The organism is Paenibacillus sp. UNC499MF, assembly GCF_900107975.1.
In the GTDB taxonomy this organism is placed as follows: Bacteria; Bacillota; Bacilli; order Paenibacillales; family NBRC-103111; genus Paenibacillus_F.
This window is the reverse complement of the sequence record NZ_FNVF01000005.1, coordinates 56,731-78,247: the sequence shown is the minus strand read 5'-3', so window position 1 is coordinate 78,247 and position 21,517 is coordinate 56,731. Positions and strand designations below refer to the sequence as shown.

22 protein-coding genes are annotated in these 21,517 nt (G+C 55.8%); all 22 read left to right on the top strand.

The window, feature by feature from the left end:
• Positions 1 to 31: 31 nt before the first annotated feature.
• The 22 genes from yihA (at position 32) to C4S74_RS12760 (ending at position 21,143) form a co-directional block, all read left to right on the top strand.
• The gene (gene yihA / locus C4S74_RS12855; RefSeq protein ID WP_103995724.1) at positions 32 to 673 is read left to right on the top strand and encodes a ribosome biogenesis GTP-binding protein YihA/YsxC; all 642 of its coding nucleotides are present in this window, start codon (positions 32 to 34) and stop codon (positions 671 to 673) included.
• A 248-nt stretch (positions 674 to 921) separates the two neighbouring features.
• Positions 922 to 1,614, top strand: a complete 693-nt coding sequence (locus tag C4S74_RS12850; protein WP_258042475.1) for a hypothetical protein — start codon at positions 922 to 924, stop codon at positions 1,612 to 1,614.
• Between the two features lie 77 nt (positions 1,615 to 1,691).
• On the top strand, positions 1,692 to 1,973 hold the full coding sequence (locus C4S74_RS12845; RefSeq protein ID WP_181024405.1) for an autorepressor SdpR family transcription factor: 282 nt from the start codon (positions 1,692 to 1,694) through the stop codon (positions 1,971 to 1,973).
• Complete coding sequence (locus tag C4S74_RS12840; protein ID WP_103995722.1) at positions 1,966 to 2,634, top strand: SdpI family protein; 669 nt, start codon at positions 1,966 to 1,968, stop codon at positions 2,632 to 2,634. The genes C4S74_RS12845 and C4S74_RS12840 overlap by 8 nt, the downstream gene beginning before the upstream one ends.
• Positions 2,635 to 2,950: 316 nt before the next feature.
• Positions 2,951 to 3,538, top strand: a complete 588-nt coding sequence (locus tag C4S74_RS12835) for a non-ribosomal peptide synthetase module (protein WP_103995721.1) — start codon at positions 2,951 to 2,953, stop codon at positions 3,536 to 3,538.
• A gap of 407 nt (positions 3,539 to 3,945) precedes the next feature.
• Positions 3,946 to 4,347: an adenosylmethionine decarboxylase gene (gene speD, locus C4S74_RS12830; protein ID WP_016423520.1), complete on the top strand. Its 402-nt coding sequence runs from the start codon at positions 3,946 to 3,948 to the stop codon at positions 4,345 to 4,347.
• Positions 4,348 to 4,485: 138 nt separating this feature from the next.
• Entirely contained in the window at positions 4,486 to 5,019 is a 534-nt protein-coding gene (locus C4S74_RS12825; protein ID WP_103995720.1) for a hypothetical protein, read from the top strand.
• A gap of 145 nt (positions 5,020 to 5,164) precedes the next feature.
• Positions 5,165 to 6,562 (top strand): glutamyl-tRNA reductase, encoded by a 1,398-nt coding sequence (gene hemA, locus C4S74_RS12820; RefSeq protein ID WP_103995719.1) that lies wholly within the window; start codon positions 5,165 to 5,167, stop codon positions 6,560 to 6,562.
• Positions 6,563 to 6,598: 36 nt separating this feature from the next.
• On the top strand, positions 6,599 to 7,441 hold the full coding sequence (locus C4S74_RS12815) for a cytochrome c biogenesis protein (RefSeq protein ID WP_103995718.1): 843 nt from the start codon (positions 6,599 to 6,601) through the stop codon (positions 7,439 to 7,441).
• Positions 7,438 to 8,190 (top strand): bifunctional precorrin-2 dehydrogenase/sirohydrochlorin ferrochelatase, encoded by a 753-nt coding sequence (locus C4S74_RS12810; protein ID WP_103995717.1) that lies wholly within the window; start codon positions 7,438 to 7,440, stop codon positions 8,188 to 8,190. The genes C4S74_RS12815 and C4S74_RS12810 overlap by 4 nt, the downstream gene beginning before the upstream one ends.
• Positions 8,191 to 8,265: 75 nt before the next feature.
• Positions 8,266 to 9,225 (top strand): hydroxymethylbilane synthase, encoded by a 960-nt coding sequence (hemC, locus tag C4S74_RS12805; RefSeq protein ID WP_103995716.1) that lies wholly within the window; start codon positions 8,266 to 8,268, stop codon positions 9,223 to 9,225.
• A gap of 104 nt (positions 9,226 to 9,329) precedes the next feature.
• The gene (locus C4S74_RS26545; protein WP_181024403.1) at positions 9,330 to 9,506 is read left to right on the top strand and encodes a hypothetical protein; all 177 of its coding nucleotides are present in this window, start codon (positions 9,330 to 9,332) and stop codon (positions 9,504 to 9,506) included.
• Positions 9,507 to 9,775: 269 nt separating this feature from the next.
• Positions 9,776 to 11,338, top strand: a complete 1,563-nt coding sequence (cobA, locus tag C4S74_RS12800; RefSeq protein ID WP_103995715.1) for a uroporphyrinogen-III C-methyltransferase — start codon at positions 9,776 to 9,778, stop codon at positions 11,336 to 11,338.
• 92 nt (positions 11,339 to 11,430) lie between these two features.
• Positions 11,431 to 12,426 (top strand): porphobilinogen synthase, encoded by a 996-nt coding sequence (hemB, locus tag C4S74_RS12795; RefSeq protein ID WP_103995714.1) that lies wholly within the window; start codon positions 11,431 to 11,433, stop codon positions 12,424 to 12,426.
• Between the two features lie 287 nt (positions 12,427 to 12,713).
• A complete protein-coding gene (hemE, locus tag C4S74_RS12790) occupies positions 12,714 to 13,778 on the top strand; it encodes a uroporphyrinogen decarboxylase (protein ID WP_103995713.1) in 1,065 nt (354 codons plus the stop codon).
• Between the two features lie 2 nt (positions 13,779 to 13,780).
• Positions 13,781 to 14,725, top strand: coding sequence for a ferrochelatase (gene hemH / locus C4S74_RS12785; RefSeq protein ID WP_103995712.1), 945 nt, complete (start codon positions 13,781 to 13,783; stop codon positions 14,723 to 14,725).
• Between the two features lie 100 nt (positions 14,726 to 14,825).
• Positions 14,826 to 16,319 (top strand): protoporphyrinogen oxidase, encoded by a 1,494-nt coding sequence (hemY, locus tag C4S74_RS12780; protein WP_103995711.1) that lies wholly within the window; start codon positions 14,826 to 14,828, stop codon positions 16,317 to 16,319.
• Between the two features lie 61 nt (positions 16,320 to 16,380).
• On the top strand, positions 16,381 to 16,632 hold the full coding sequence (locus C4S74_RS26540; protein WP_181024402.1) for a hypothetical protein: 252 nt from the start codon (positions 16,381 to 16,383) through the stop codon (positions 16,630 to 16,632).
• Positions 16,633 to 16,865: 233 nt separating this feature from the next.
• The gene (gene hemL / locus C4S74_RS12770) at positions 16,866 to 18,167 is read left to right on the top strand and encodes a glutamate-1-semialdehyde 2,1-aminomutase (RefSeq protein ID WP_103995710.1); all 1,302 of its coding nucleotides are present in this window, start codon (positions 16,866 to 16,868) and stop codon (positions 18,165 to 18,167) included.
• 377 nt (positions 18,168 to 18,544) lie between these two features.
• Positions 18,545 to 18,688 (top strand): hypothetical protein, encoded by a 144-nt coding sequence (locus tag C4S74_RS26535; protein WP_181024401.1) that lies wholly within the window; start codon positions 18,545 to 18,547, stop codon positions 18,686 to 18,688.
• Positions 18,657 to 19,520: an RluA family pseudouridine synthase gene (locus tag C4S74_RS12765; RefSeq protein ID WP_103995709.1), complete on the top strand. Its 864-nt coding sequence runs from the start codon at positions 18,657 to 18,659 to the stop codon at positions 19,518 to 19,520. Before C4S74_RS26535 ends, C4S74_RS12765 begins: the two co-directional genes overlap by 32 nt.
• Before the next feature lie 102 nt (positions 19,521 to 19,622).
• On the top strand, positions 19,623 to 21,143 hold the full coding sequence (locus C4S74_RS12760) for a LysM peptidoglycan-binding domain-containing protein (protein ID WP_258042474.1): 1,521 nt from the start codon (positions 19,623 to 19,625) through the stop codon (positions 21,141 to 21,143).
• Positions 21,144 to 21,517 lie beyond the last annotated feature (374 nt).

Here is a 21,517-nt window from a genome sequence, read left to right as displayed (position 1 = left end):
CGGGCGCATATCGATGAAAAGAGTGTGAAACATGAAGGTCAACCAGGCTGAATTTATTATCAGTGCGGTGGGACCGGGACAATACCCTGAGGATGCCTTGCCGGAGATTGCTTTGGCAGGGCGTTCCAACGTGGGTAAGTCTTCGCTCATCAACCGCATGATTTCCCGTAAAAATCTGGCCAGGACAAGCTCCCAGCCGGGCAAAACGCAAACCCTCAATTATTACCGCATTAATGATGACTTATATTTCGTCGATCTTCCCGGTTACGGCTATGCCAAAGTTTCCAAAACGAAACGTGCCGAATGGGGCAAGTTTATCGAAAATTACCTGCTGAAGCGGGAACCGCTGAAAGCGGTCATGCAGCTGGTCGATCTGCGTCACCCGCCGTCCAAGGACGACCAGGCCATGTACGCATGGCTGAAGCATATGGACGTGCCGGTTATTGTGGTTGCGACCAAAGCGGACAAGGTGCCCAAAGGCAAGTGGCAGAAGCACGCCAAGATCATCAAGGACGATCTGGAGTTTGACCGTTCCGGTCCTTTTATCATCTTCTCATCGGAAACGGGAATGGGGAAGGACGAGCTGTGGGAGATCCTGGAGTCCGCCATCGGCTGGGGACAGCAGGAGCCGGATAGCGAAGCTTTGCCGGAATCGGCCCCTTCGGAGCAATAAATTCCGTGGCCTCTCGTTAGGCCGCGGCCGCAGGGCGAGAACCGTCTCTTACGGAGACGGTTTTTTGCTGTCCGCCCGGTGAAGGGATGAACGCCGCGTAATGCCGAATGCCGCGGTCGGGGGCCTTGTACGGCCGAACATAAGAAGGGCGGAACGGTCTCTTGACGGAGAGCGGAAAACATTGTATTCTTTATTTAGACATTTATCTAAATATCTAATTAAGAACGATAAAGGATGTGCAGCCGACCGTGAACCAGCCTGCCGATTCCAAACAACTTCAGGATCACCACATTCGCTTGGCCCAGCTCATGTCTCCGCTTTATCTCCTGATACCGCTTGCCTTCTGGGCGTTTTTCGACTATCAGGGTGTGGCCGTAACCGTAAAACTTGTCCTCCTGGGCGCAGCCGGCTGGATAGCGGCTCTCGTTCTGAGAGGACCGGTAAGTTTTCTTGCAGCCCGGATGCCCGCCGCTAAAGGGCGCCTGCTGCTCGTGTCGTCATCCGGACCTCTGGAGGAGCTTGTCCGTCTGTTTACGTTGCTTGCAGCCGGTATGACGATCGGCTCCGCGGCTTCGATAGGCATAGGCTGGGCCGCGATCGAGATCGTGTACACGCTCGTAACTCTTTTCGCGGTAATCTCCCTTTCCAAGCGCACGGATGAGAAAGCTATGCAGGCCAAAGCCATGCTGGAGGCTCAGGGGACATACGGGGCCCATCCGGCATGGGGACTCATCGAACGGGTTTTCGCCAGCGCTTTCCACATCGGCGCCGCCTTGTGCATAGCCCGCTATCCCTGGTCGGTGGTCATTCTCATACCGGTTCATTCCCTGCTGAACCTGGCCGTAACGGCAGCCGCCAAAAAATCGCTGCCCCAGGCCGAAGCCATCGCCGCTTTCGTCGGAACGACAGTGCTTGCGATCGGCTGGCAGCTGTACTTGTAACCCGGAAACTGCCGCACACCCGGTTCCTTTCTATCATCCTGCTATTTCAAATAAGTTTTCATGAGGAGGTGAGGGTGGTGAACGATACCTTTAAAGCCCTGTCGGACCCGACGCGGAGACAAATCCTGAAGCTCCTGAAGGAAAGGGATTTATCCGCGGGCGAAATCGCCGACCATTTTCAAATGTCCAAACCGAGTATCTCCCATCACCTGAGCGTCATGAAGCAGGCTAAGCTGGTGCTGGACGAACGCAAAGGCCAAAGCATTATCTATTCGCTGAACACGACCGTTATCCAGGATGCTCTGGGATGGTTGATGGATTTTACGCATAAAGACGAAGGAGGAAATCAACATGACTAACGCGATTCGTAAAACGCCGAGATGGACGTGGAAGGACACCCTGCTGCTGCTCATTGCCGCCGCGCCCATCCTTTACGCCTTAGGGGTTTACGACCGATTGCCCGAGCAAATGGCTGTCCACTTCGGAACGGGCGGTGAAGCCAACGGATACCAGAGCAAAGGGGCGTTCCTGATTCTGATATCCGTCCTCAGCCTGGGTCTTCCTCTGCTGATGAAATGGTCGCCATCCCTGGATCCGAAACGTACGAATTACGAGAAATTCCAAGGGTTTTACGATCTTTTCCGGATTTTAATCACGGTTTTGTTAAGCGGCGTTTTCTTCATCACCCTGCTCACCAATCTCGGGTACGACGTGCCCGTCAACTTCTGGGTTCCGCTTGGCGTCGGCGCTCTTTGGATGGTGGTCGGCAACTATATGGGACGCGCGCGCCCCAACTATACGTTCGGCATCCGGACTCCGTGGACGCTGGCTGACGAGGAGGTATGGCGCCGGACCCACCGGATGGCCGGTCCCGTCTGGATGCTGGCGGGAGTCGTATTTATCGGAGTGTCGCTGTTCCCGGCGGTCGTGCCCGTCTGGTTCGGTCTAGTCGTTATTTTGCTGAGCGTGCTCGTCCCGACCTTATATTCCTTTCTTAAATACCGGGAGCTGAAAAATTAAATTCCTGACCGACGGTCGATAACGGCATTGAAAGTGAAAAGCGCGGATTCCGCGCTTTTTTTGTTTAATCGGAAGCATGAACGGGTAAACAGCCGTATGGAAGACTATTTTGGGAAGTCTATATGGAAAGCGATGAGTTTTCAAGGCAATTGGAGACTAAACGGTGCTGATAGCCAATTTTTTCAGGCAGGAGAGCGTTTTTTCCTGTTTTCGCCGGATTTTCATGCATCGCACGCAGGAATATTAAGTCTTGATGTAGTATAATATGAAGTAGGCAAGATCAAAGGCGTTGAAAAAATAGAATTGAGGGATTTCCATGGCACAGAGGTTAGCGACTGAATATGTCAAAACCCGCCTGCAATTAACGGAAGCCGAAATGTCCAAATTTGTCCAAATGTTTGCCGACCAGCAAATCACGGCTCAGGTCAAAGTCATCGAGAACGGAAACCAGGAGTTTGTCTTTCAGGAAGAAGCGGGAGAAGAGATCGTTCTTTCGTTTGAACGCGTCGGTAAGCAGTATATTAGCTCGGGATCCTGCCGTGTAACGAGTCTGCGTTTGACTAATCTTATGCGTAAGGCGATAGCGGAATTCAAAGGTTCGGCCATCGTTAAGCGGATATACGCTACGTTTGTGATGATGTACACCTACGAGAACGGCAAAGTCGTCAAAATCGTCGAGATCAAAGGCCAGCATACGAACGTCGTCTATGAATACCACGATACGCTCGGCCAGCTCGAGAACCTGTTCCGACGGACGGAGATCGAACGCGAAATCGGCATGATCCAGGATCAGATCAACCATCTGCTGGATATGCGCAATGAAGTTCCCTGCCCTTCGCTCAAGCGCGATATCGACGACCGGCTCAGCATGCTGACCCGCCGTTTGTTCGTACTCGAAGCGTAGACCGGCACAAGCCCGGCAGTAGGCCTACTATTTTACGTGCAAGTTAAGCTCTATATACAGAAGCGGGGAGCCTGTCCACAGGCTCTTTTTTTATTTTTTCCGTGAAGAAAAAAATGGATTCGGCCGATGCGCTTCCGCAGACACCAAGCGGGGTGCCGCTGCATAGTGTATTACGACAGAAATGCGGGGCGAAGCTTTCAAAAATGAATTTAGCGAATATGAAAAAAAACTATTGCATTTCTGTTCAATAGATGTTATTTTTAATTTCGTTGAAAACAATATAGGAACCAGGATTCACTCAGGACATTGAATGTTGCGAGAGATTATTCCCTCGGGAAGTGAATGACGTAGGTCCTAGCGGATGAAATGCGAGAACAATTTTATTCCTAGGAAGGGGGAACCGGAAGATGGAATATTCAACTTTCGGAAGACACGTTGCTGTAGATACTTGGGGAGTAGATTTTGAACTTTTGAACAATGCAGAGTGGCTGCAAGCCCAAATGGTAGACGCAGCTGAAGCGTGTGGAGCAACGGTCATGTCTGTTCAGTCCAAGCAATTTGAGCCACAAGGTGCCACAGTACTAGTACTGCTGTCTGAGAGTCATCTTTCCATTCATACGTATCCTGAGAGAGGTTTTGCCGCGCTGGATTGCTACACTTGCGGTGAAACGGTAGATCCTCAATTGGCTATCGACCACATGATCTCGCTGCTTAAGCCCGAGAAGGTCTATGCCAAGAAACTGGTTCGCGGAATGGGCGAGTTTGAAGTCGAAACGCCGGAAATCAAGCAAGCCGTATTGGCTAAGTAAGTTCGTTGTTTCAGTATACAAGATAAGCGTTTATATAAGTAAGATAACCACGGAGTCCGCATTCCGTGGTTATTTGTTTGTCAGGCCTCTCATACAATGGTACGGGTCTTCCTAACGACCCGGAAGGAGAGAGGTGCCGTGCGAAGCCGGATCAAATCGAAGATCATCGTGTTTGTGCTGGCAGCCGGGCTTATCGCCTGGCCGCTTACCAGCTTGTATGGCTATGTGACGAAAGGCCCGGCTAAGCCGGATGCGGAGCGTCTTTTGTTCCAAGTTTCTTTGTTTCAGATCGAACTGCTGAATCGTTTTTTGCAGGACGCCGCGCGTTCGGCCGATACACGGGAGCTGGATTCGCTTAAACAGGCCCTGTACACGGCCAGTTATACGCACGAGCGGCTCGTTCTTGCCGAAGGTAGCGAGAAGCTGCATACGCTGGGCAGCCTGCCTCAACTGATGCAGTACATACTGAGGCTGCAGATCGGCGGAGAACGGGCTCTTAAAGCGGATGAACAGGGAGTCCTGCAGGAATCCGCCAAGCTCTACGCGCAGCTTTACGAGGCCTACGGCAAGCTTATGACCTCCTCGGGGAGCGTCGTTGCTTCGCAAAGTGAAGCCGTGTCGAAAAATGATGAAGCGTTAAGAGAACTGCTTGAAAAAAAGCTGCTCCAATAATCGGTATATCTACAAGAAACATAGACCACACTAGGCATAGCGGCCGCCGGCAGCATTCAAAATTTAGTCAAAATATTTGTCGGTCACGAACGTCGGCTATGTTATAATAATTATTGTTAGCTGCAAAGAAAGGTAGGTGTGCCCCATGCATATTGTCGTCGTCGGATTAAATTACCGGACAGCTCCCGTCGCGATCCGCGAGAAGTTTACTTTTACACAGGAAGAGTTGTCGCAGGCGCTCGTGGAGCTGAGGCAGACAAAAAGCATACTGGAATGTGTTGTCGTGGCCACTTGCAACCGTACTGAAATCTACGCCGTGGTCGATCGTGTACACATTTGCGGGCACTACATTCGCAAGTTTATGGAAGAGTGGTTCGAGATTCCGCGGACGGAATTCAATAACCATCTGTATATATATGAACATGACCGGGCCATTGAGCATTTGTTCCGGGTCGCAAGCGGTCTTGACTCGATGATTATCGGCGAAACGCAGATTTTGGGGCAAGTGAAGGACGCGTTTTTGGAAGCCCAGCGTCTTGGCGCCACGGGCACGATTTTTAATACGTTGTTTAAACAGGCCGTAACGATGGCCAAACGCGCTCATTCGGAGACTTCGATCGGAGAAAACCCGGTTTCCGTCAGCTATGCCGCCGTGGAACTGGGCAAACGGATTTTCGGAAGCTACGAGGGCAAGAAAATTTTGATCGTGGGCGCGGGCAAGATGAGCGAGCTGACGGTGAAGCACCTGTACGCGAGCGGCGCCGAACGCGTTGACGTCGTGAACCGCACGTATGAGCGGGCATTGGAGCTGGCGGGCAAGTTCAACGGCCACGCTTACCCGATGGCGCAGCTTTACGAGCGGCTGGCCGAAGCGGACATCGTCATTTCGTCCACGGGATCGAGCGATTACGTGCTGACGAAGAAGCAGCTGCAGTCCGTGCTGCCCAAGCGGAAGTCTCGTCCGTTGTTCATGATGGACATTGCGGTTCCGCGCGACCTTGATCCGGACATCAGCGATCTTCCGGACGTTTTCTTATACGACATTGACGATCTGGAGGCTATCGTGGACAGCCATCTAAAGGAACGCAAGAAAGAAGCTGTCAAAATCGAGGAAATGATCGGCGCCGAGATTGCGGCTTTCGAACAGTGGACGAAGACGCTCGGAGTGAGCCCGGTTATTCACGCTCTCCAGGCCAAAGCGAACTTGGTGCATCAGGAAACGATGGAAAGCTTGTTCAAGAAGCTGCCGGACCTTGATGAGCGCGAGATGAAAGTGATCCGGAAATTGACCAAAAGCATTGTTAATCAGATGCTGAGGGACCCGATTCTGGCCATTAAGGAAATGGCTGCGGAGAAGAAGGGCGACGAGGCGCTTGAAATGTTTACGAAAATGTTCGCTTTAGAGGAACTTATGGCGGAGCAGGCACAAGCCGAAGCTTTGGAAGAAGCCAGAGCGGAAGCGGTCCAGACGGCTGCCCAGAAGCATGCCAAAGAAGAGCTGACCGGCGGATTTACGATGCAGCCGGCGCTTGCACGCTCCTGATTCCCGGTTCTCCGAGATAGAGGAAGGAGAAATGCCGTGTTCACTCGCAGCTTTGTGTACGATGCGATAATTTATTTATATGCCCTGAGCCTGCTGTTTTACTTCTCTGATGTTGCGCGCGCGAATCGGAGTGCGAAACGGATGGGTACGGGGCTGCTTTCTTTTGTATGGGTTTTGCAGACAGGCTATCTAGGCTACAATTTATATGAGCACCTGGGACGATGGGTGTTCTCCATGTTCGAAACGCTGTTTTTATTTTCATGGGTGCTCGTTACGGTATCGCTCATTATGAGCCGGTTTTTCCGGATTGAACTTGTGGTCTTTTTCGTCAATTTATTCGGGCTTGCCGTACTGGCTTTAAATTTTTTCAGCGATTCGAACGTTTCTCCCTTGATTGATTCCTGGAACGTCAACGACGAGCTGTTGTTTATTCACGTATCACTGGCTGTCGGCAGTTATGCGGCTTATACGATCTCGGCCATTTTCTCCGGCATGTACTTGTTCCTGCACCGCAAACTGAAGCAGAAGAGCTGGACGAATACGATGAAACGGCTGCCTTCCCTGGAAAAAATCGAGCGGTACACGTATGTGAGCGTCGTCATCGGAACGCCTCTGCTTATGCTGGCGCTGGCACTGGGGGTTGTGTGGGTGCTTATCGAGAAGAATGTCAACGTGCTGTTCGACTCGAAAGTCATCAATTCGCTGCTGGTGCTGTGCGCGTACGGATTTTACCTGTTCCAGCATCATTCGCTAAGCATGTCGGGTCCCAAGCTGGCGAAGTGGAATTTGGCGGCTTTTGTCATCGTGCTGCTGAATTTTATTCTTTCCAACGTACTCTCCGGGTTTCATAACTGGCAGCAGACGGGGGTCGGAGGATGAAGGAATACCCGGCGATGCTGCGGCTTCAGGGCAAGCGCTGCCTCGTTGTAGGCGGCGGGGCCGTAGCCGAAAGAAAAATCGCTTCCCTGTTGGAAGCGGGCGCGCTCGTAACGGTGATCAGCCCGTCGGCCGCCGAAGCCGTAGAGAAGTGGGCGGAAACCGGACGGATCGTCTGGCACCGCGGATGCTACGGAGAGCAAGCTCATTCTTACACAAAAGATAGTGTGGGTTCGGATAAGGGCCGGCCGGGCAAGGAGGCCGCCTTATATCCGGACCTCTCTCCATATCTCGTTGTTTTTGCGGCGACGGACAACCCGCAGGTCAACGAGCGGGTCCGAGCCGATGCCGACGAGGCGGGAAAGCTGGTCAGCGTGGCGGACAAGCCCGACGGCGGTAGCCTGGTCGTGCCGGCCGTGGTAAGGCGCGGCAAGCTGACCCTGGCCGTATCGACGTCGGGGGCGAGTCCCGCTCTGTCGGCGGCCATACGCCGCGACCTGCTGGAGAGATACGGACCGGAGTATGAGTCTTACGTGGATTTTTTGGCGGAGCTGAGAGAACTCGCCCGCCGCCGGGTCGGCGATATGCCGCTGCGGCACGAACTGCTCAGAGAGCTGCCCCACTGGCGTGTCCTGGAACGCATCGCCGCCGGTACATACGAAGTTTGGAAAACCGCGCTGCTGGACAGGCTCCGGGCGCAGAATACGGAAGAAGCTTTCGCCGCGGCCTGGATGGAAGCGGATCGGAATTAAAGCCGGCACCCGGCTGCGGGCCCGGCAGTGAATAGACATCTTCATGGCTTCATAGTAGAAACGGAGGAATTACACATGCGTACGATCGTCGTGGGCACCCGTCAGAGCGCACTGGCCCTCACTCAAACGAATCAGGTAATCGACGAATTAAAGGAACTGAGCCGGCAATACGGCATCGAATGCGAGTTTGAGCTTCGCAAGATCGTGACCAAAGGAGACCGGATTCTGGATGTAACGCTGTCCAAGGTCGGCGGCAAAGGGCTGTTCGTCAAAGAAATCGAGCAGGCGATGATGGACAAAGAAATCGACATTGCCGTACACAGCATGAAGGACATGCCGTTCGAGCTTCCCGAAGGGCTGATGGTTGGCGCGGTACCGAAGCGCCAGGACCCGCGTGATGTGCTCATCACGAAAGGGGAGAAGTCCCTGGACGAGCTGCCCCAGGGCGCGCTCGTCGGCACGAGCTCGCTGCGGCGTTCCAGCCAGCTGCAGCACAGCCGCCCGGACCTGCGCATCCAGCCGGTCCGCGGCAATATCGATTCGAGGCTGCGCAAGCTCGAATCGGAAGGCTTCGATGCGATCGTATTGGCCGCCGCCGGTATGCACCGGATCGGCTGGCAGGATCGCATCAGCGCTTACGTTCCGCCCGAAGTGTGCGTGCCTGCCGTAGGACAGGGCGCGCTGTGCATCGAATGCCGGGCGGATGACGAGTTCGTCTTGAATCTGCTGGGCAAGATTCAAGATGAAGATACGGCGTTCGCAGTCAGAGCCGAGCGCAGTTTCCTCGGCAGACTGAACGGAGGCTGCCAGGTGCCTCTCGGCGCTCACGCGACCGTCGAGCGTACCGGCAGCGGCACGGAGCTGTCGCTGACGGCGATGGTCGGTTCGCCGGACGGCGCCGAGCTGCTGAAGGAGACGCTGCGGGGCAGCGATCCGGAAGCGCTCGGCATAGAAGCCGCGGAGAAGCTGATCGCCCGCGGTGCGGACCGAATTTTGGCCGAAGCTTACGAAAGCGGGCAGATCGAGCAGCCGTAGGGCTGGATGGCTTTAGCGTTTTGGACAGTAGGTATATACTGCCGCTCCGAAGCTTTACATGAGAAGTCAGGGTAAAGGTTTTGGCGTATAGGGTCGGCGGGTGTTTGCTGGTGATTCGTGAGCGCATGGATTTCGCCGACCCTTACGAAAGCAGCCGAACCGAACAGACGTATGGGTCTGTTCGCTCTTACTTTTACAAATCGAGCATGGCTGCGGGAATGGATTTCCGTAAGAAGGAAGATCCGTTTCAACTTATCCGCAGAGCCGGCGTTCACGTTTAAATACCGAACGGCAGCGACGAATTCATCAATGCGAAAAACGCCTCGGCTAGTCGGCTCATAGTGAATGGAATTGGACGGCCCGGTGGCAAGAGCTTGACGGGCACGGGTTGCATTTTCAGTCATCCGATTAAGCAATTAGCAGTGAGGGATAGAGGAACGAGTGCAAGCAGCGGGGGAAAGCTTCCGATCGAGAAGCGGCAGAAGGAACGCCGGGGAAGAAATGGCGGGCCTTCCCGCAGAGACGGAAGCAGCTGAGAGGGAGTGGGCGAGTGGAGAGAGGGAAAGTTTATTTAGTCGGTGCAGGACCCGGCGATCCGAAGTTGATTACGGTCCGTGGGCTCCAGGCGATTGAGCGGGCCGACGTGATTGTCTACGACAGGCTGGCAAGTCCGAGACTGCTCAAACACCGCAAGCCTGATGCGGAACTGGTATTCGTGGGAAAGCTCCCGGACAAACATATGATGAAACAGGAAGACATTAACCGTCTGCTCGTGGATTTGGCCCTCCAGGGCAAAGTCGTGACCCGTCTGAAAGGCGGCGATCCGAGCGTATTCGGCCGTGTCGGGGAAGAAGCCGAGCTTCTGGCCGACCATGCGGTTCCGTTCGAAATCATTCCCGGCATTACTTCCGCCATAGCGGTTCCCGCTTATGCAGGCATCCCCGTCACACACCGGGATTTCACTTCTTCGGTCGCCATCGTAACCGGGCATGAATATCCGAACAAGACTTACACGAAGCTTGATTGGGAGCATTTGGCCAAAGGGATCGGCACACTTGTGTTCCTGATGGGCGTGGCGAATCTGGAGCAGATCAGCGAGGAGCTGATCCGCCACGGGAAGCCTGCCGATCTGCCGGTCGCCTTGATTCGCTGGGGCACTTGGACCGAGCAGCAGACGCTGACCGGTACCTTGGCGGACATTAGCGCCAAAGCGAAGGAGGCGGGCTTTCAGTCTCCGGCCGTCATTATCATCGGCGAAGTGGTGAAGCTGCGGGAGAAGCTGGCTTGGTTCGAAAAGAAGCCTCTGTTCGGCAAACGCGTGCTCGTTACGCGGGCGCGCAGTCAGGCCAGCGAGCTCGTCGCGATGATCGAGGAGCTTGGAGGAGAACCGGTCGAGTTTCCGGTCATCAAGCTCCAGCCGCCGAGCAGCCCGGACGCGCAGCGTATGCTGGACGAAGCTCTTCGCGGACTCGGCAGTTACAATTGGATCGTGTTTACGAGCACGAACGGAGTGGAGTTCTTCTTCCGCCGTATGCGGGAGCTGCGCCTGGATATACGCAGCCTGTCCGGCGTACGGATCGCGGCAGTTGGACCTAAGACCGCCGAAGCTCTGGAATCCCGGGGCCTGCTCGTCGAGACGCTTCCCGGGGAGTTTCATGCGGACGAACTGCTTGCAGAACTGGGGAAAGTCGTCCGCGCGGGAGAGCGCGCACTGCTGCCTACTGCAGACATTGCCCGCAATGCGCTTCCACAGGGGCTGCGTTCACTAGGTCTTGAAGTAAATGAGGTGGACGTTTACGAGAATGTTCCCGAAGTCGAAGGCGGCGAAGATGTGGTCCGGCTGCTGGAAGAAGGGCAGCTGCACATTACGACTTTTACCAGTTCCTCGACCGTTACGAATTTGATCGGAGCGCTTGAGAAGCTTGGAGTTCAAAATCCCGTATCCCTGTTGAAAAACACGGAAATCGCCTGCATAGGTCCGAAAACCGAAGCGACGCTGGCCGGTTACGAGCTGGCAGCGGCTTATATGCCGCAGGAAGCGACCATTTCGTCCCTTGTGGAAAGCATTGCCGCAGGCCGGGCCGTTAAAGCAGGAGAGCCTGCCGGCTCTTGAATCCGATAAACTTTTCGTTATGCGGCGGGAGCGCCGGTCCCAGGTTCAGGGTCCGCTGCCCTGCCGGCATGGATTAAAAGGAGGAAGTTATGATGAGTTTCCCATTAGTGCGCCACCGCCGTCTGCGCGGTTCGGCTGCAATCCGCAATCTCGTGCGTGAAAACGCGTTGTCCGTTAACGATCTGATTCAGCCGGTTTTCGTAGAGGCCGGTCATAATATCAAATCCGAAATTCCGTCGATGCCGGGCGTTTACCATTTTTCCCTGGATCGTCTGGAAGAAGAAATCCGCGATATTTCCGAGCTGGGTATCCAGGGGATTCTTCTGTTCGGTGTTCCCGAGACGAAAGACGCGGTAGGAACATCGGCTTTTCATGAGGAAGGTATCGTCCAGCAGGCATCGCGGCTGATCAAGAAGATCAACCCGAACCTGCTCATTATTGCGGATACCTGCCTGTGCCAGTTCACGGATACCGGCCACTGCGGCGTCGTGCATCATAATCCGGAAACGGGCTGCACGGATATCGCCAACGACGAATCGCTGGAGCTGCTCGTCAAAACAGCCGTTTCCCAGGCGAAGGCAGGGGCGGACATTATTGCTCCGTCCAACATGATGGACGGCTACGTGCATGCCATCCGGGCAGGGCTGGATGCGGAAGGTTTGGAACATGTGCCGATCATGGCATATTCCGTCAAGTACTCTTCCGCGTACTACGGACCTTTCCGTGAAGCGGTCGATTCCGCCCCGCAGTTCGGGGACCGCAAAACGTACCAGATGGATTCGGCTAACTCCCGGGAAGCGCTGCGCGAAGCCGAAAGCGACGTACTGGAAGGCGCGGATTTTCTGATGGTCAAGCCTGCGCTTGCGTACATGGACATTCTGCAGCTTCTTAAGCAAAACTTCGATCTTCCGCTCGTGGCTTACAACGTAAGCGCGGAATATTCGATGGTCAAGGCTGCGGCCCAGAACGGCTGGATCAACGAAAAAGAAATCGTGCTGGAAACGCTGCTTGGATTTAAGCGCGCGGGAGCCGATATCATTTTGACTTACCATGCCAAGGATGCCGCACGCTGGTTGAAAAACGTTTAACGAAAATACATTCCGTTATCTTTCTCCGCAGGAGCCCGGCCGGGAAACTGCGGAGTGTTTTTTATCCGGGTAAAATAGGGCGGGAGCCGGCTCAAACAGCCGTGTATAGATGAAACCGTATCCCAGGTAAACTATCGCTTTTATGAAAGTAAGAGCACGGAGCTAAGCCCGCTGCCGGCGGCTTTGTCAAACATTTGTCGGAAGTCGGTACGCGGTTCCGGTTGTGACCGGGGTATAATTAGGGCATAATGGTAACAAATCATGACAGGGTCAGGAGAAGGTGTCTTGTGATAAATAATGACCGTTTTATTCGAGCCTGCCGCAGGCAGGAAGTAGACCGGCTGCCTGTGTGGTATATGCGTCAAGCCGGACGCTACGATCCCGAATACCGCAAGATCAAAGAAAATTACTCGCTGCTAGAAATTTGCGAACAGCCGGAACTGGCTGCTGAAGTCACTTTGATGCCGGTAAAAAAGCTCGGCGTGGATGCGGCTATTTTGTATTCCGACATTATGAATCCCGTAGCGTCGCTCGGTATTCAATTCGATATCGTAAAAAATGTGGGGCCGGTGATCGATAATCCGATCCGCTCCCGTGAAGATGTGATGAAGCTGAAACCGATCGACGTGGAAGGCGACTTGTCCCATGTCATCGAAACGATCCGGATTTTGGACCGCGAGCTGACGGTTCCGCTCATTACGTTCGCCGGAGCGCCTTTCACCATCGCAAGTTATTTGATAGAAGGCCGTCCTTCAAAAAGCTATATTCGCACAAAAGAACTCATGTACGGAAGTCCGGAAGTCTGGCACGCGCTGATGGATAAGCTCGGAGACATGGTCATTACATATTTGCGGGCTCATATCGAGGCGGGCGCGAAAGCGGTCCAGCTTTTCGACTCCTGGGTCGGCGCGCTTGCACCGGAAGATTTCCGGGTGTTCGTCCTGCCTACGATCCAGCGGATTTTCCGCGAGCTCGGGGATCTGGAACAGCCGAAGATCTACTTCCCGGGTGTGAGCTCGGGCGAACTGCTTCCTCTGCTTGGAGACCTTCAGGCAGACGTAATCGGTCTCGATTGGCGCGTCTCCATTCCGGAAGGACGGAGAAGAACCGGAGGACGCTTTGCCGTCCAGGGAAATCTCGATCCTTACGTGCTTACGGCGCCGATGCCGGTCATCCAGGAGCACGCGAAGCGCATCATCGACCAGGGGATCACGGAGCCGGGTTTCATTTTCAACCTGGGTCACGGCCTGTTCCCGGAAGCGTCGCTGGATAAATTGAAGGAACTCACTGATTTTATACATGCGTATTCCGCCGAGGCGCTGGCCGGGCGGAACACGGGCAAGGGGGTCTGAGCATGAGCAGGAAGAAAGTCGGCGTACTGGTGATGTCTTACGGCACGCCCCAGAGCATGGAGGATATCGAAGCCTATTACACGCATATCCGGCGCGGCAACAAGCCGAGTCCCGAACAGCTGCATGAGCTGACAAGCCGTTATGAAGCGATTGTTGGAGGTGTTTTTCCACTGCGGGAAAATACGGATAATCAGGTAGCGGGTCTGCAAAGTGCACTGGCTTCCGAGCATGACGAGGTGGAATTCGTCTGTTTTCAGGGCTTGAAGCACGCTTATCCCTTTATCGAAGACGGTATTGAGCAAATGGCTCAAAGCGGAATCACGGAAGGCGTGGGTATTGTTCTCGCCCCCCACTATTCGACGATGAGCATCGGCAGCTATAACAAACGCGCACGCGAAAAAGCGGCCGAGCATGGCATTTCCATGACGTTTGTCGACAGCTACCATCTTCATCCGAAGCTGCTTCAAGCTCTTACCGAGCGGGTGGAGCGCGCGCTGGACAAGTTCGGAGAGGAGAACCGCTCCTCCGTCCGTGTCCTGTTCTCGGCGCACAGTCTGCCGGAGAAGATTTTGGAGCTGGGCGATCCTTACCCGGAGCAGCTGCTAGAAACGTCGCGGGCGATCGCAGAGAAAGCCGGCATCGAGAACTGGCAGTTTGCGTGGCAGAGCGCGGGCCAAACGGCAACACCTTGGCTTGGCCCGGACATTCTGGATGTACTGCGAACTCTCGCTCAGGAGGGCGAGAAGCGCGTACTCGTGTGTCCGATCGGATTCGTATCGGATCACCTGGAAGTACTGTACGATCTGGACATCGAGGCGCAGCAGCTTGCCAAGGAAATCGGCTTGCACCTGGAACGTACGGATTCGCTTAATACGGACCCGTTGTATATGCAGACGCTCAGCGATGCCGTATGGAAGCAGTACGGCGAATTGACGAAGCAAGTTTAAATGTGACGATAAGAGAGCGCAGACATTCGGATGCGCCTCTTTGCGATTTTATAATCCGGACGGCCTTAAGATGCGGTCCGGGCGGAAAGGAAGTAGCCCTATGAACGAGGCCCGTAAAGTAATTGTTGTCGGCGGAGGCATCACCGGATTGACCGCCGCTTATTACGTGCAGAAGCGGTTGAAGGAGGCCGGATGTGCGGCTGATGTTACCCTGGTTGAAGGAACGGAAAAGCTTGGCGGCAGAATCCATACCCTGCGTAAAGAGGGATTCGTCATCGAGAAGGGGCCGGATTCTTTCCTGGCCCGGAAGCTTCCGATCATTGAACTGAGCCGCGAGCTCGGACTGGAAGGGGAGCTCACCGGTACGAATCCGGAGGCGAAGAAGACGTATATTTTGCGGGACGGCACTCTGCATCCGATGCCTGCGGGACTCGTGCTGGGCATTCCGACGGATATAGAACCGTTTATGAGAACGGGTCTCGTTTCTGCAAAAGGCAAGGCGCGGGCGCTGATGGATCTGGTGCTGCCCAAGAAGGAAGACGACAAGGACGAATCTCTCGGCCATTTCCTTCACCGGAGGCTGGGCAAAGAAGTGCTGGATCAGATCGTCGAACCGCTTCTGGCGGGCATTTATGCCGGCGATACGTATGCGCTCAGTCTGCAGTCGACTTTTCCGCAGTTCGGCGAAATGGAGCAGAAGTACCGCAGTCTGATCTACGGCATGATGTCGAATCGGAAGAAATCCCAGCAGGAGGCTTTGAACTTGCCGGCACCCGGCCGCAATTCCGTCTTCCTGACCTACAAGAACGGCCTGCAGACGCTGGTTGAGCGTCTGGAGGAAGTGCTGCGGGAGGAAGGAATTGCGATTCGGACGGGCACGAAAGTAACGGAACTGCGCAAGGAAGGGGAGCGCTACGAGCTCGGGTACGAAGGCGGACAGCGGGAGACGGCCGACAGCGTCATTTTGACCCTGCCGACGTATCATTCCGCGGAGCTGCTGGGCGATCACCCGACTGTCGACAAGCTGAAGGCGATCAATTACGTATCGGTGGCGAACGTAGTCATCGCTTACCGGGAGAAAGACGCGAACGTCAAATTCGACGGATCGGGTTTCCTGATCCCGAGATCCGAAGGGCGCTCGATTACGGCATGTACCTGGACGTCCACGAAGTGGCTTCACACAGCGCCGGAAGGACACGTACTGCTCCGCTGCTATGTGGGGCGCTCGGGCGAGGAAGACTGGGTTCATCTCACAGACGAAGAAATCGTGGCTAAAGTCCGCAAGGACGTTGCGGAGCTGATGGGCATCACGGCGGAGCCTCTGTTCTACGAAGTGACCCGCCTGTACCGGTCGATGCCGCAGTATCCGGTCGGTCATCTGGATCATGTCCGGGAGCTGCGGAGCGATCTTGCCGAGCGTATGCCGGGCGTGTACGTGACGGGCGCGGGCTTCCACGGCGTCGGTCTGCCGGACTGCATCCGTCAGGGACGGGAAGCGGCGTTCGAAGCGGTCGAGCGCTTGACGGGCGGAGCTGGCGGAGGAGCGGCTGGGGAGGCTTCGGCAGATGGCGTGAAGGCGGCTGCGAAGGTCTAGCGCAGAACCAGGGCCGTCGCCGGAGTCGCCGCCAGTGCCGCAACAGCAAACGTGAAAGCTGATGCGATGGATAAATCCCGGGCAGTGGTTCTTCACGGGATGCTTAAGGGCGCGATACGAGTACAAGAGCAAGTACAAGAGCAAGTACAAGAGCAAGTACAAGAGCAAGTACAAGAGCAAGTACAAGAGCAAGTACAAGAGCAAGTACAAGAGCAAGTACAAGACCAAGTACAAGACCAAGTACAACGCTCCGCACCGCAACGAGCCGCCGCTTGCCGAAATGAAGCAAGAAGCTGACTATGCTCACAGGTAACGCGCGCGGTGATAGCGAACGTCATGTACCTCTTACAGCAATCACGCGCGGAAGCGTGTATAATAGAAAATACTGACAAGCAGAAGCCGGGCCGTCTTTGTTCGTTGAAGCGTTCCGGCTTTAGTCAAGCGGGCGGCAGAGGACGGCGGTGGTTGGCGGTTTTACCGCATTCGTCTGTCCGAGCGGCCCGGTTGAGCTTATTGATGACTGAAACCAGGAGGTATCCGGCAATAATGGAACTGAATCACAAACGCAACGATACGAAGTCCGCGGCTGCTTTTGCCGAAGCCAAGAAAGTGATCCCCGGAGGGGTGAACAGCCCGGTCCGCGCATTTAAATCGGTCGGTCTGACTCCGATGTACATGGAGCGCGCAAGCGGCTCGCGGGTATATGACATTGATGGCAACGAATATATCGACTATATCGGTTCCTGGGGCCCTCTCATTCTCGGACATGCCCATCCCGAAGTGATCGAAGCCGTCAAATCGACGGCGGAAAAAGGAACGAGCTTCGGAGCGCCCACGCTGATCGAGACAGAAATGGCCAAGCTGGTCGCCGAGCGCGTACCTTCCATCGATATCGTACGGATGGTGAATTCCGGTACGGAAGCGACGATGAGCGCACTGCGGCTGGCCCGCGGTTTCACCAAGCGCAACAAGATTCTGAAATTCGAGGGAAGCTACCACGGTCATGCCGATGCGCTCCTGATCAAAGCGGGCTCGGGCGTAGCGACACTGGGCCTGCCGGACAGCCCGGGCGTGCCGGAATCGGTCGCCCAAAACACGTTGACGGTGCCTTATAACGATTTGGAGACCGTCAAGCTGGTGTTCGAAAAATTCGGCGAGGATATCGCCGCCATCATCGTCGAACCGATTGCGGGCAACATGGGTGTCGTGCCTCCTTTGCCAGGGTTCCTGGAAGGGCTGCGCGAAGTGACTTCCAAATTCGGGGCTCTGCTCATTTTCGACGAAGTGATGACGGGCTTCCGTGTTCATCTGAACTGTGCGCAAGGGTTATTCGGTGTGACGCCGGATCTCACCTGTCTCGGCAAAGTCATCGGCGGCGGGCTTCCCGTTGGCGCTTATGGCGGACGCAAAGACATCATGGAGCAGATTGCGCCAAGCGGTCCCATCTATCAGGCGGGTACGCTGTCCGGAAATCCGCTCGCGATGGCGGCGGGTTATACGACCCTTAAGCTGCTTGGACAGCCGGGCGTATATGAGGATCTTGAACGTAAGTCGGCCCGGCTGGCGGAAGGATTCCTGGCCAACGCCAAGGAAACCGGCGTAGCGAGCACGCTGAACCGCGTCGGGTCCATGGTGTGCCCGTTCTTCACGGAGCAGAAGGTCGTCAATTACGAGACGGCCAAAACGTCTGATCTGTCGGTTTTCAACCGTTATTTCGGCCATCTGCTGGATCTGGGTGTCTCGGTAGCTCCTTCCCAGTTCGAGGGTATGTTCGTTTCGGCCGCTCATACGGATGAAGACATCGAAGCGACGATTGAGGTGAATCGCGAAGCTTTGAAACGGCTGTAGGCGTTAGCCGGCTGTTTTGCTCGGATTTTCCTGCTGTATGATGAATCCCCGGTCTGTCAGGACCGGGGAATTTTGTGCGTATCAGTGCGGACGCAAGGAGCGGTGTTTGTGCTTGCATCGGGTTCCGTCCCGAGAGATCAGCCGTTTTTCCGCATCGCGCGAAGCTCCCAGCACGCAGCGCTCGGCGTCACATGAAGGTGGTCAACCACAGCTGGGGCAGCTCTCGTTTTCTGCCTTGTGGCGGGCCAATGCCGGAAAGCCGGCCGATGCCGTTCAGGGAAAGGGCGTACCGCTTCGCGCGGAGCTTGTTTTCTTTTAAAAGGCGGAGATGATAAAATGGGGAAGACTTTCGATGACGAACGGAGCTGTTTATTGGCATGAAACGGTATTATTTTTTTGATTTTCCGATTGATTTGATTTTTATCGTATTCGTATTTGTCGTGCTGCTTGCCGCCATGGCAGTCAGGCTGCGGAAGGGAGGGCGCTATCGTGACGGGCAGAAGAAAAGGGGAATGGATTGAGCTGACCCTCCCGGGCGATACGTGTACGTGGGAAGAGGTCCACGCCATACTGCCGGTTCCGCTCAAGCTGTGGCGCAGGCTGGAGCGCGAAGACGGAATCCGGCGCCAGGGGAAGAAAGTCCTGCTGAAGGTATTCCCTGACGAGCCTTCATCCGTGCCGGGAGAATGGACCGATCTGCAGGTATTGTTTGAAGACGATTATCTGCTTGTCGTCAACAAACCCGCGGGGATGGCGGTTCATCCGTCGGAACCGGGGCAGGGAGGGACACTAGCGAACGCGGTGGCCGGCTATTACGAATCCACGGGACAGAGCTGCGGTGTCCGCCACATCCACCGGCTGGATCAGGATACGAGCGGTGCCGTGCTGTACGCGAAGTATGAGCTGCCGCATCTTCTGCTCGATGAAGCGATGCGGGAGAAGGGGATCGGGCGCATTTATGCGGCCGTCTGCGGCGGCCGGCCGGTACCTCCGGCGGGAACGGTTTCGGCCCCGATCGGCAAAGACCGTCATCACCGGGCGCGCCGCCGTGTATCTCCCGGAGGGGACGCGGCGGTGACTCATTACCGCACGGTAGAGAGCTTCAGAGACGCGGCACTGCTGGAGCTCCGGCTGGAAACCGGGCGGACGCACCAGATCCGCGTGCATATGAGCCACATCGGCCATCCGCTGCTCGGGGATTCGCTGTACGGCGGACGGATGAGCGCTTTCGGAAGGCAGGCGCTGCACGGCGCACGCCTGGTGCTCCGTCACCCGGTTACCGGCGAGAATCTGGCCGTCGATGCCCCTTATCCGGAAGATTTCCGTAAGCTTCTTGCCGACTTGAACGTATAAATGCGAAAATGCAGTCATGCCGTCCTCCATCTCTCATATACATAGTAAAGAACGGAGTCCCGCGATAAGACGCAGCTTTACTAGAGGACAACCGAAGGGAGGATGGCAACGTTGACGGAAGAGCAGAACGGTCTGCGATTCGACATCTACGAACGCGTACATTTGGCGGAAGGAGCCGCCGCCATACGGGATCTGGACGATGTGGAACTGATTCCCCGCATAGAGGTAATACCCCAGCAGGAACAAGCTTTGTTGAAAGGCAGCCTGCTGCTGAACGGAAGCTATCTGGATGAGCAGGAAACGAAACGTTCGCTGGAGCATTCCATTCCGGTGGAGATTACGCTGCCGCTCAGCCGGGTACAGCGGATCGAGGATATTCTGGTCGATATCGAAACGTTTGACGTGGACGTGCTGAATTCACGGAGCCTGAATGTGACCGGGGTGCTTTCCCTGCACGGCGTGGAGATGGCATACGAAGCCGGAGGATGGAGCGAAGAGGACGAAGAGGTTGTTTTCGTGCACGAGACGGCTTCCGCTCCGCAGCATGCTCCGGCAGAGCAGCCCGGTATTGCTCCGGTGGAGCAGTCCGGTGAATCCGCCGGGGCAAGCGACGGCCTGCAGCTTCGCCAGCAGACGGAATATGCGGCCGCGGCGGACGGGCCGGCGAAGCAGCCGTCGGCATCGGCCCAGTTCTACGCGCAGCCGCAGGCTCCCGTTAATCCGGGCAGCGCCTACAAGGCCGAGAACCCTTGGCTGCGCGAGACGCGGGGGGAGCAGCCAGAGGCTCAGACCGCGGCGCCGTCCGCGCCGGCGCCAAGCGCCTGGGACCGGCTGGCCGCGCCAAAGTCACCTTCGCCGCAGGCGGATTCGTCCGCTGCGTATGCGGAGCGGTCTTTCGGCGAGCTGACGCTGAATCAGCTCTCGTCCGAGCGCTCCTACCGCAGCGCGGGCGAGGAAGAGGCGCAGGAGCAGCGCACGCCGTCCGCGGGTGCGGGTCAGCAGCCGCTTGCCCAGGCGGCGGACCCCGCTTCGGCCTCTCCGGGGGAGCAGGAGGCGGCCGGTAAAGCGGACGGCGGGGAAACGGCGCCGGCTTTCGGCGTCGAGGCGGAAGTCATCGAGCCCGATAAAGAGCCGGTGATCGCTTCCGTTCCCCCCGAGGAGAGCTTGGAAGTATTCGCCGGTGAAGAGCCTGCCGTGCAGGAAGAAACGAAGGAGCTGAAGGTGGCGTTCGGAAGCAAGAAGCAGCAGGACTCGCCATCGTCCGGAGGTTCCGGTCTCCAGTCGCTCTTCGCAAATGGTGCAGGCAGCAGCAGCGCATCCTCTTACGAGCGAACCGAAAAGGATGAGCAGGAATACGCCGCCGCGGCGGGCTCGGAAGAATCCAAGGCAGACTCCTTGGAGTGGAAAAAGCTTTTTATCCAAGCGGAAAAAGAAGATCAGCAGTTCCGCAAAGTGACGATGTGCATCGTACAGAAGGAAGACTCGCTCGATCTTATCGCCAAGCGGTATGAGATCAATCCGAGGGAGCTGCAGCTTTACAACCGGCTGGAGGATCAGGAAGTCAGCCCCGGACAGATCCTTTATATCCCCGGGAAAGCCGTGTTTTCTTCCTCCGACCAGTAATCCGGCGGACATTCCGGCAAGTCCCCCGAGGTTCGATAAGTTCGATGAGGTCCGATAAATTCCGATAGCACCGATGAACAGAATAATTGGGGTTGAAAGAGGAGCCGCCGCGTGCGGCTTTTTTCTTTTGGCCGGCGGGAAGCCGGGCAGAGTTTTGAACATGAAAAGGAAAGTACAGGAGAAGCCCCTAAAAATTTGAATGGAAACGCTTGCAAAAAACAGCTCTTGAGACCGTATCGGATTGGGCTGAAAGAAGGAAGGCGTGCGCCTCCTTGTGTCCAAAGTCACTGCCCGGAGGCTAATATAACCTGAACCGGCCGAAAAACGGCTGTTTCCGCGGGGTTGAGTCGTTACGGGAGAGCCCAATGTCGGCT

Bases quoted from the DNA above. Each gene is read 5' to 3' on its own strand.
- yihA (WP_103995724.1), top strand. From the start codon at position 32: ATGAAGGTCAACCAGGCTGAATTTATTATCAGTGCGGTGGGACCGGGA.
- speD (WP_016423520.1), top strand. From the start codon at position 3,946: ATGGAATATTCAACTTTCGGAAGACACGTTGCTGTAGATACTTGGGGA.
- hemA (WP_103995719.1), top strand. From the start codon at position 5,165: ATGCATATTGTCGTCGTCGGATTAAATTACCGGACAGCTCCCGTCGCG.
- hemL (WP_103995710.1), top strand. From the start codon at position 16,866: ATGGAACTGAATCACAAACGCAACGATACGAAGTCCGCGGCTGCTTTT.
- C4S74_RS12835 (WP_103995721.1), top strand. From the start codon at position 2,951: ATGGCACAGAGGTTAGCGACTGAATATGTCAAAACCCGCCTGCAATTA.
- C4S74_RS26540 (WP_181024402.1), top strand. From the start codon at position 16,381: ATGCGATGGATAAATCCCGGGCAGTGGTTCTTCACGGGATGCTTAAGG.
- hemB (WP_103995714.1), top strand. From the start codon at position 11,431: ATGAGTTTCCCATTAGTGCGCCACCGCCGTCTGCGCGGTTCGGCTGCA.
- C4S74_RS12760 (WP_258042474.1), top strand. From the start codon at position 19,623: ATGGCAACGTTGACGGAAGAGCAGAACGGTCTGCGATTCGACATCTAC.
- C4S74_RS12840 (WP_103995722.1), top strand. From the start codon at position 1,966: ATGACTAACGCGATTCGTAAAACGCCGAGATGGACGTGGAAGGACACC.
- C4S74_RS26535 (WP_181024401.1), top strand. From the start codon at position 18,545: ATGAAACGGTATTATTTTTTTGATTTTCCGATTGATTTGATTTTTATC.
- hemC (WP_103995716.1), top strand. From the start codon at position 8,266: ATGCGTACGATCGTCGTGGGCACCCGTCAGAGCGCACTGGCCCTCACT.
- hemY (WP_103995711.1), top strand. From the start codon at position 14,826: ATGAACGAGGCCCGTAAAGTAATTGTTGTCGGCGGAGGCATCACCGGA.
- C4S74_RS12810 (WP_103995717.1), top strand. From the start codon at position 7,438: ATGAAGGAATACCCGGCGATGCTGCGGCTTCAGGGCAAGCGCTGCCTC.
- hemH (WP_103995712.1), top strand. From the start codon at position 13,781: ATGAGCAGGAAGAAAGTCGGCGTACTGGTGATGTCTTACGGCACGCCC.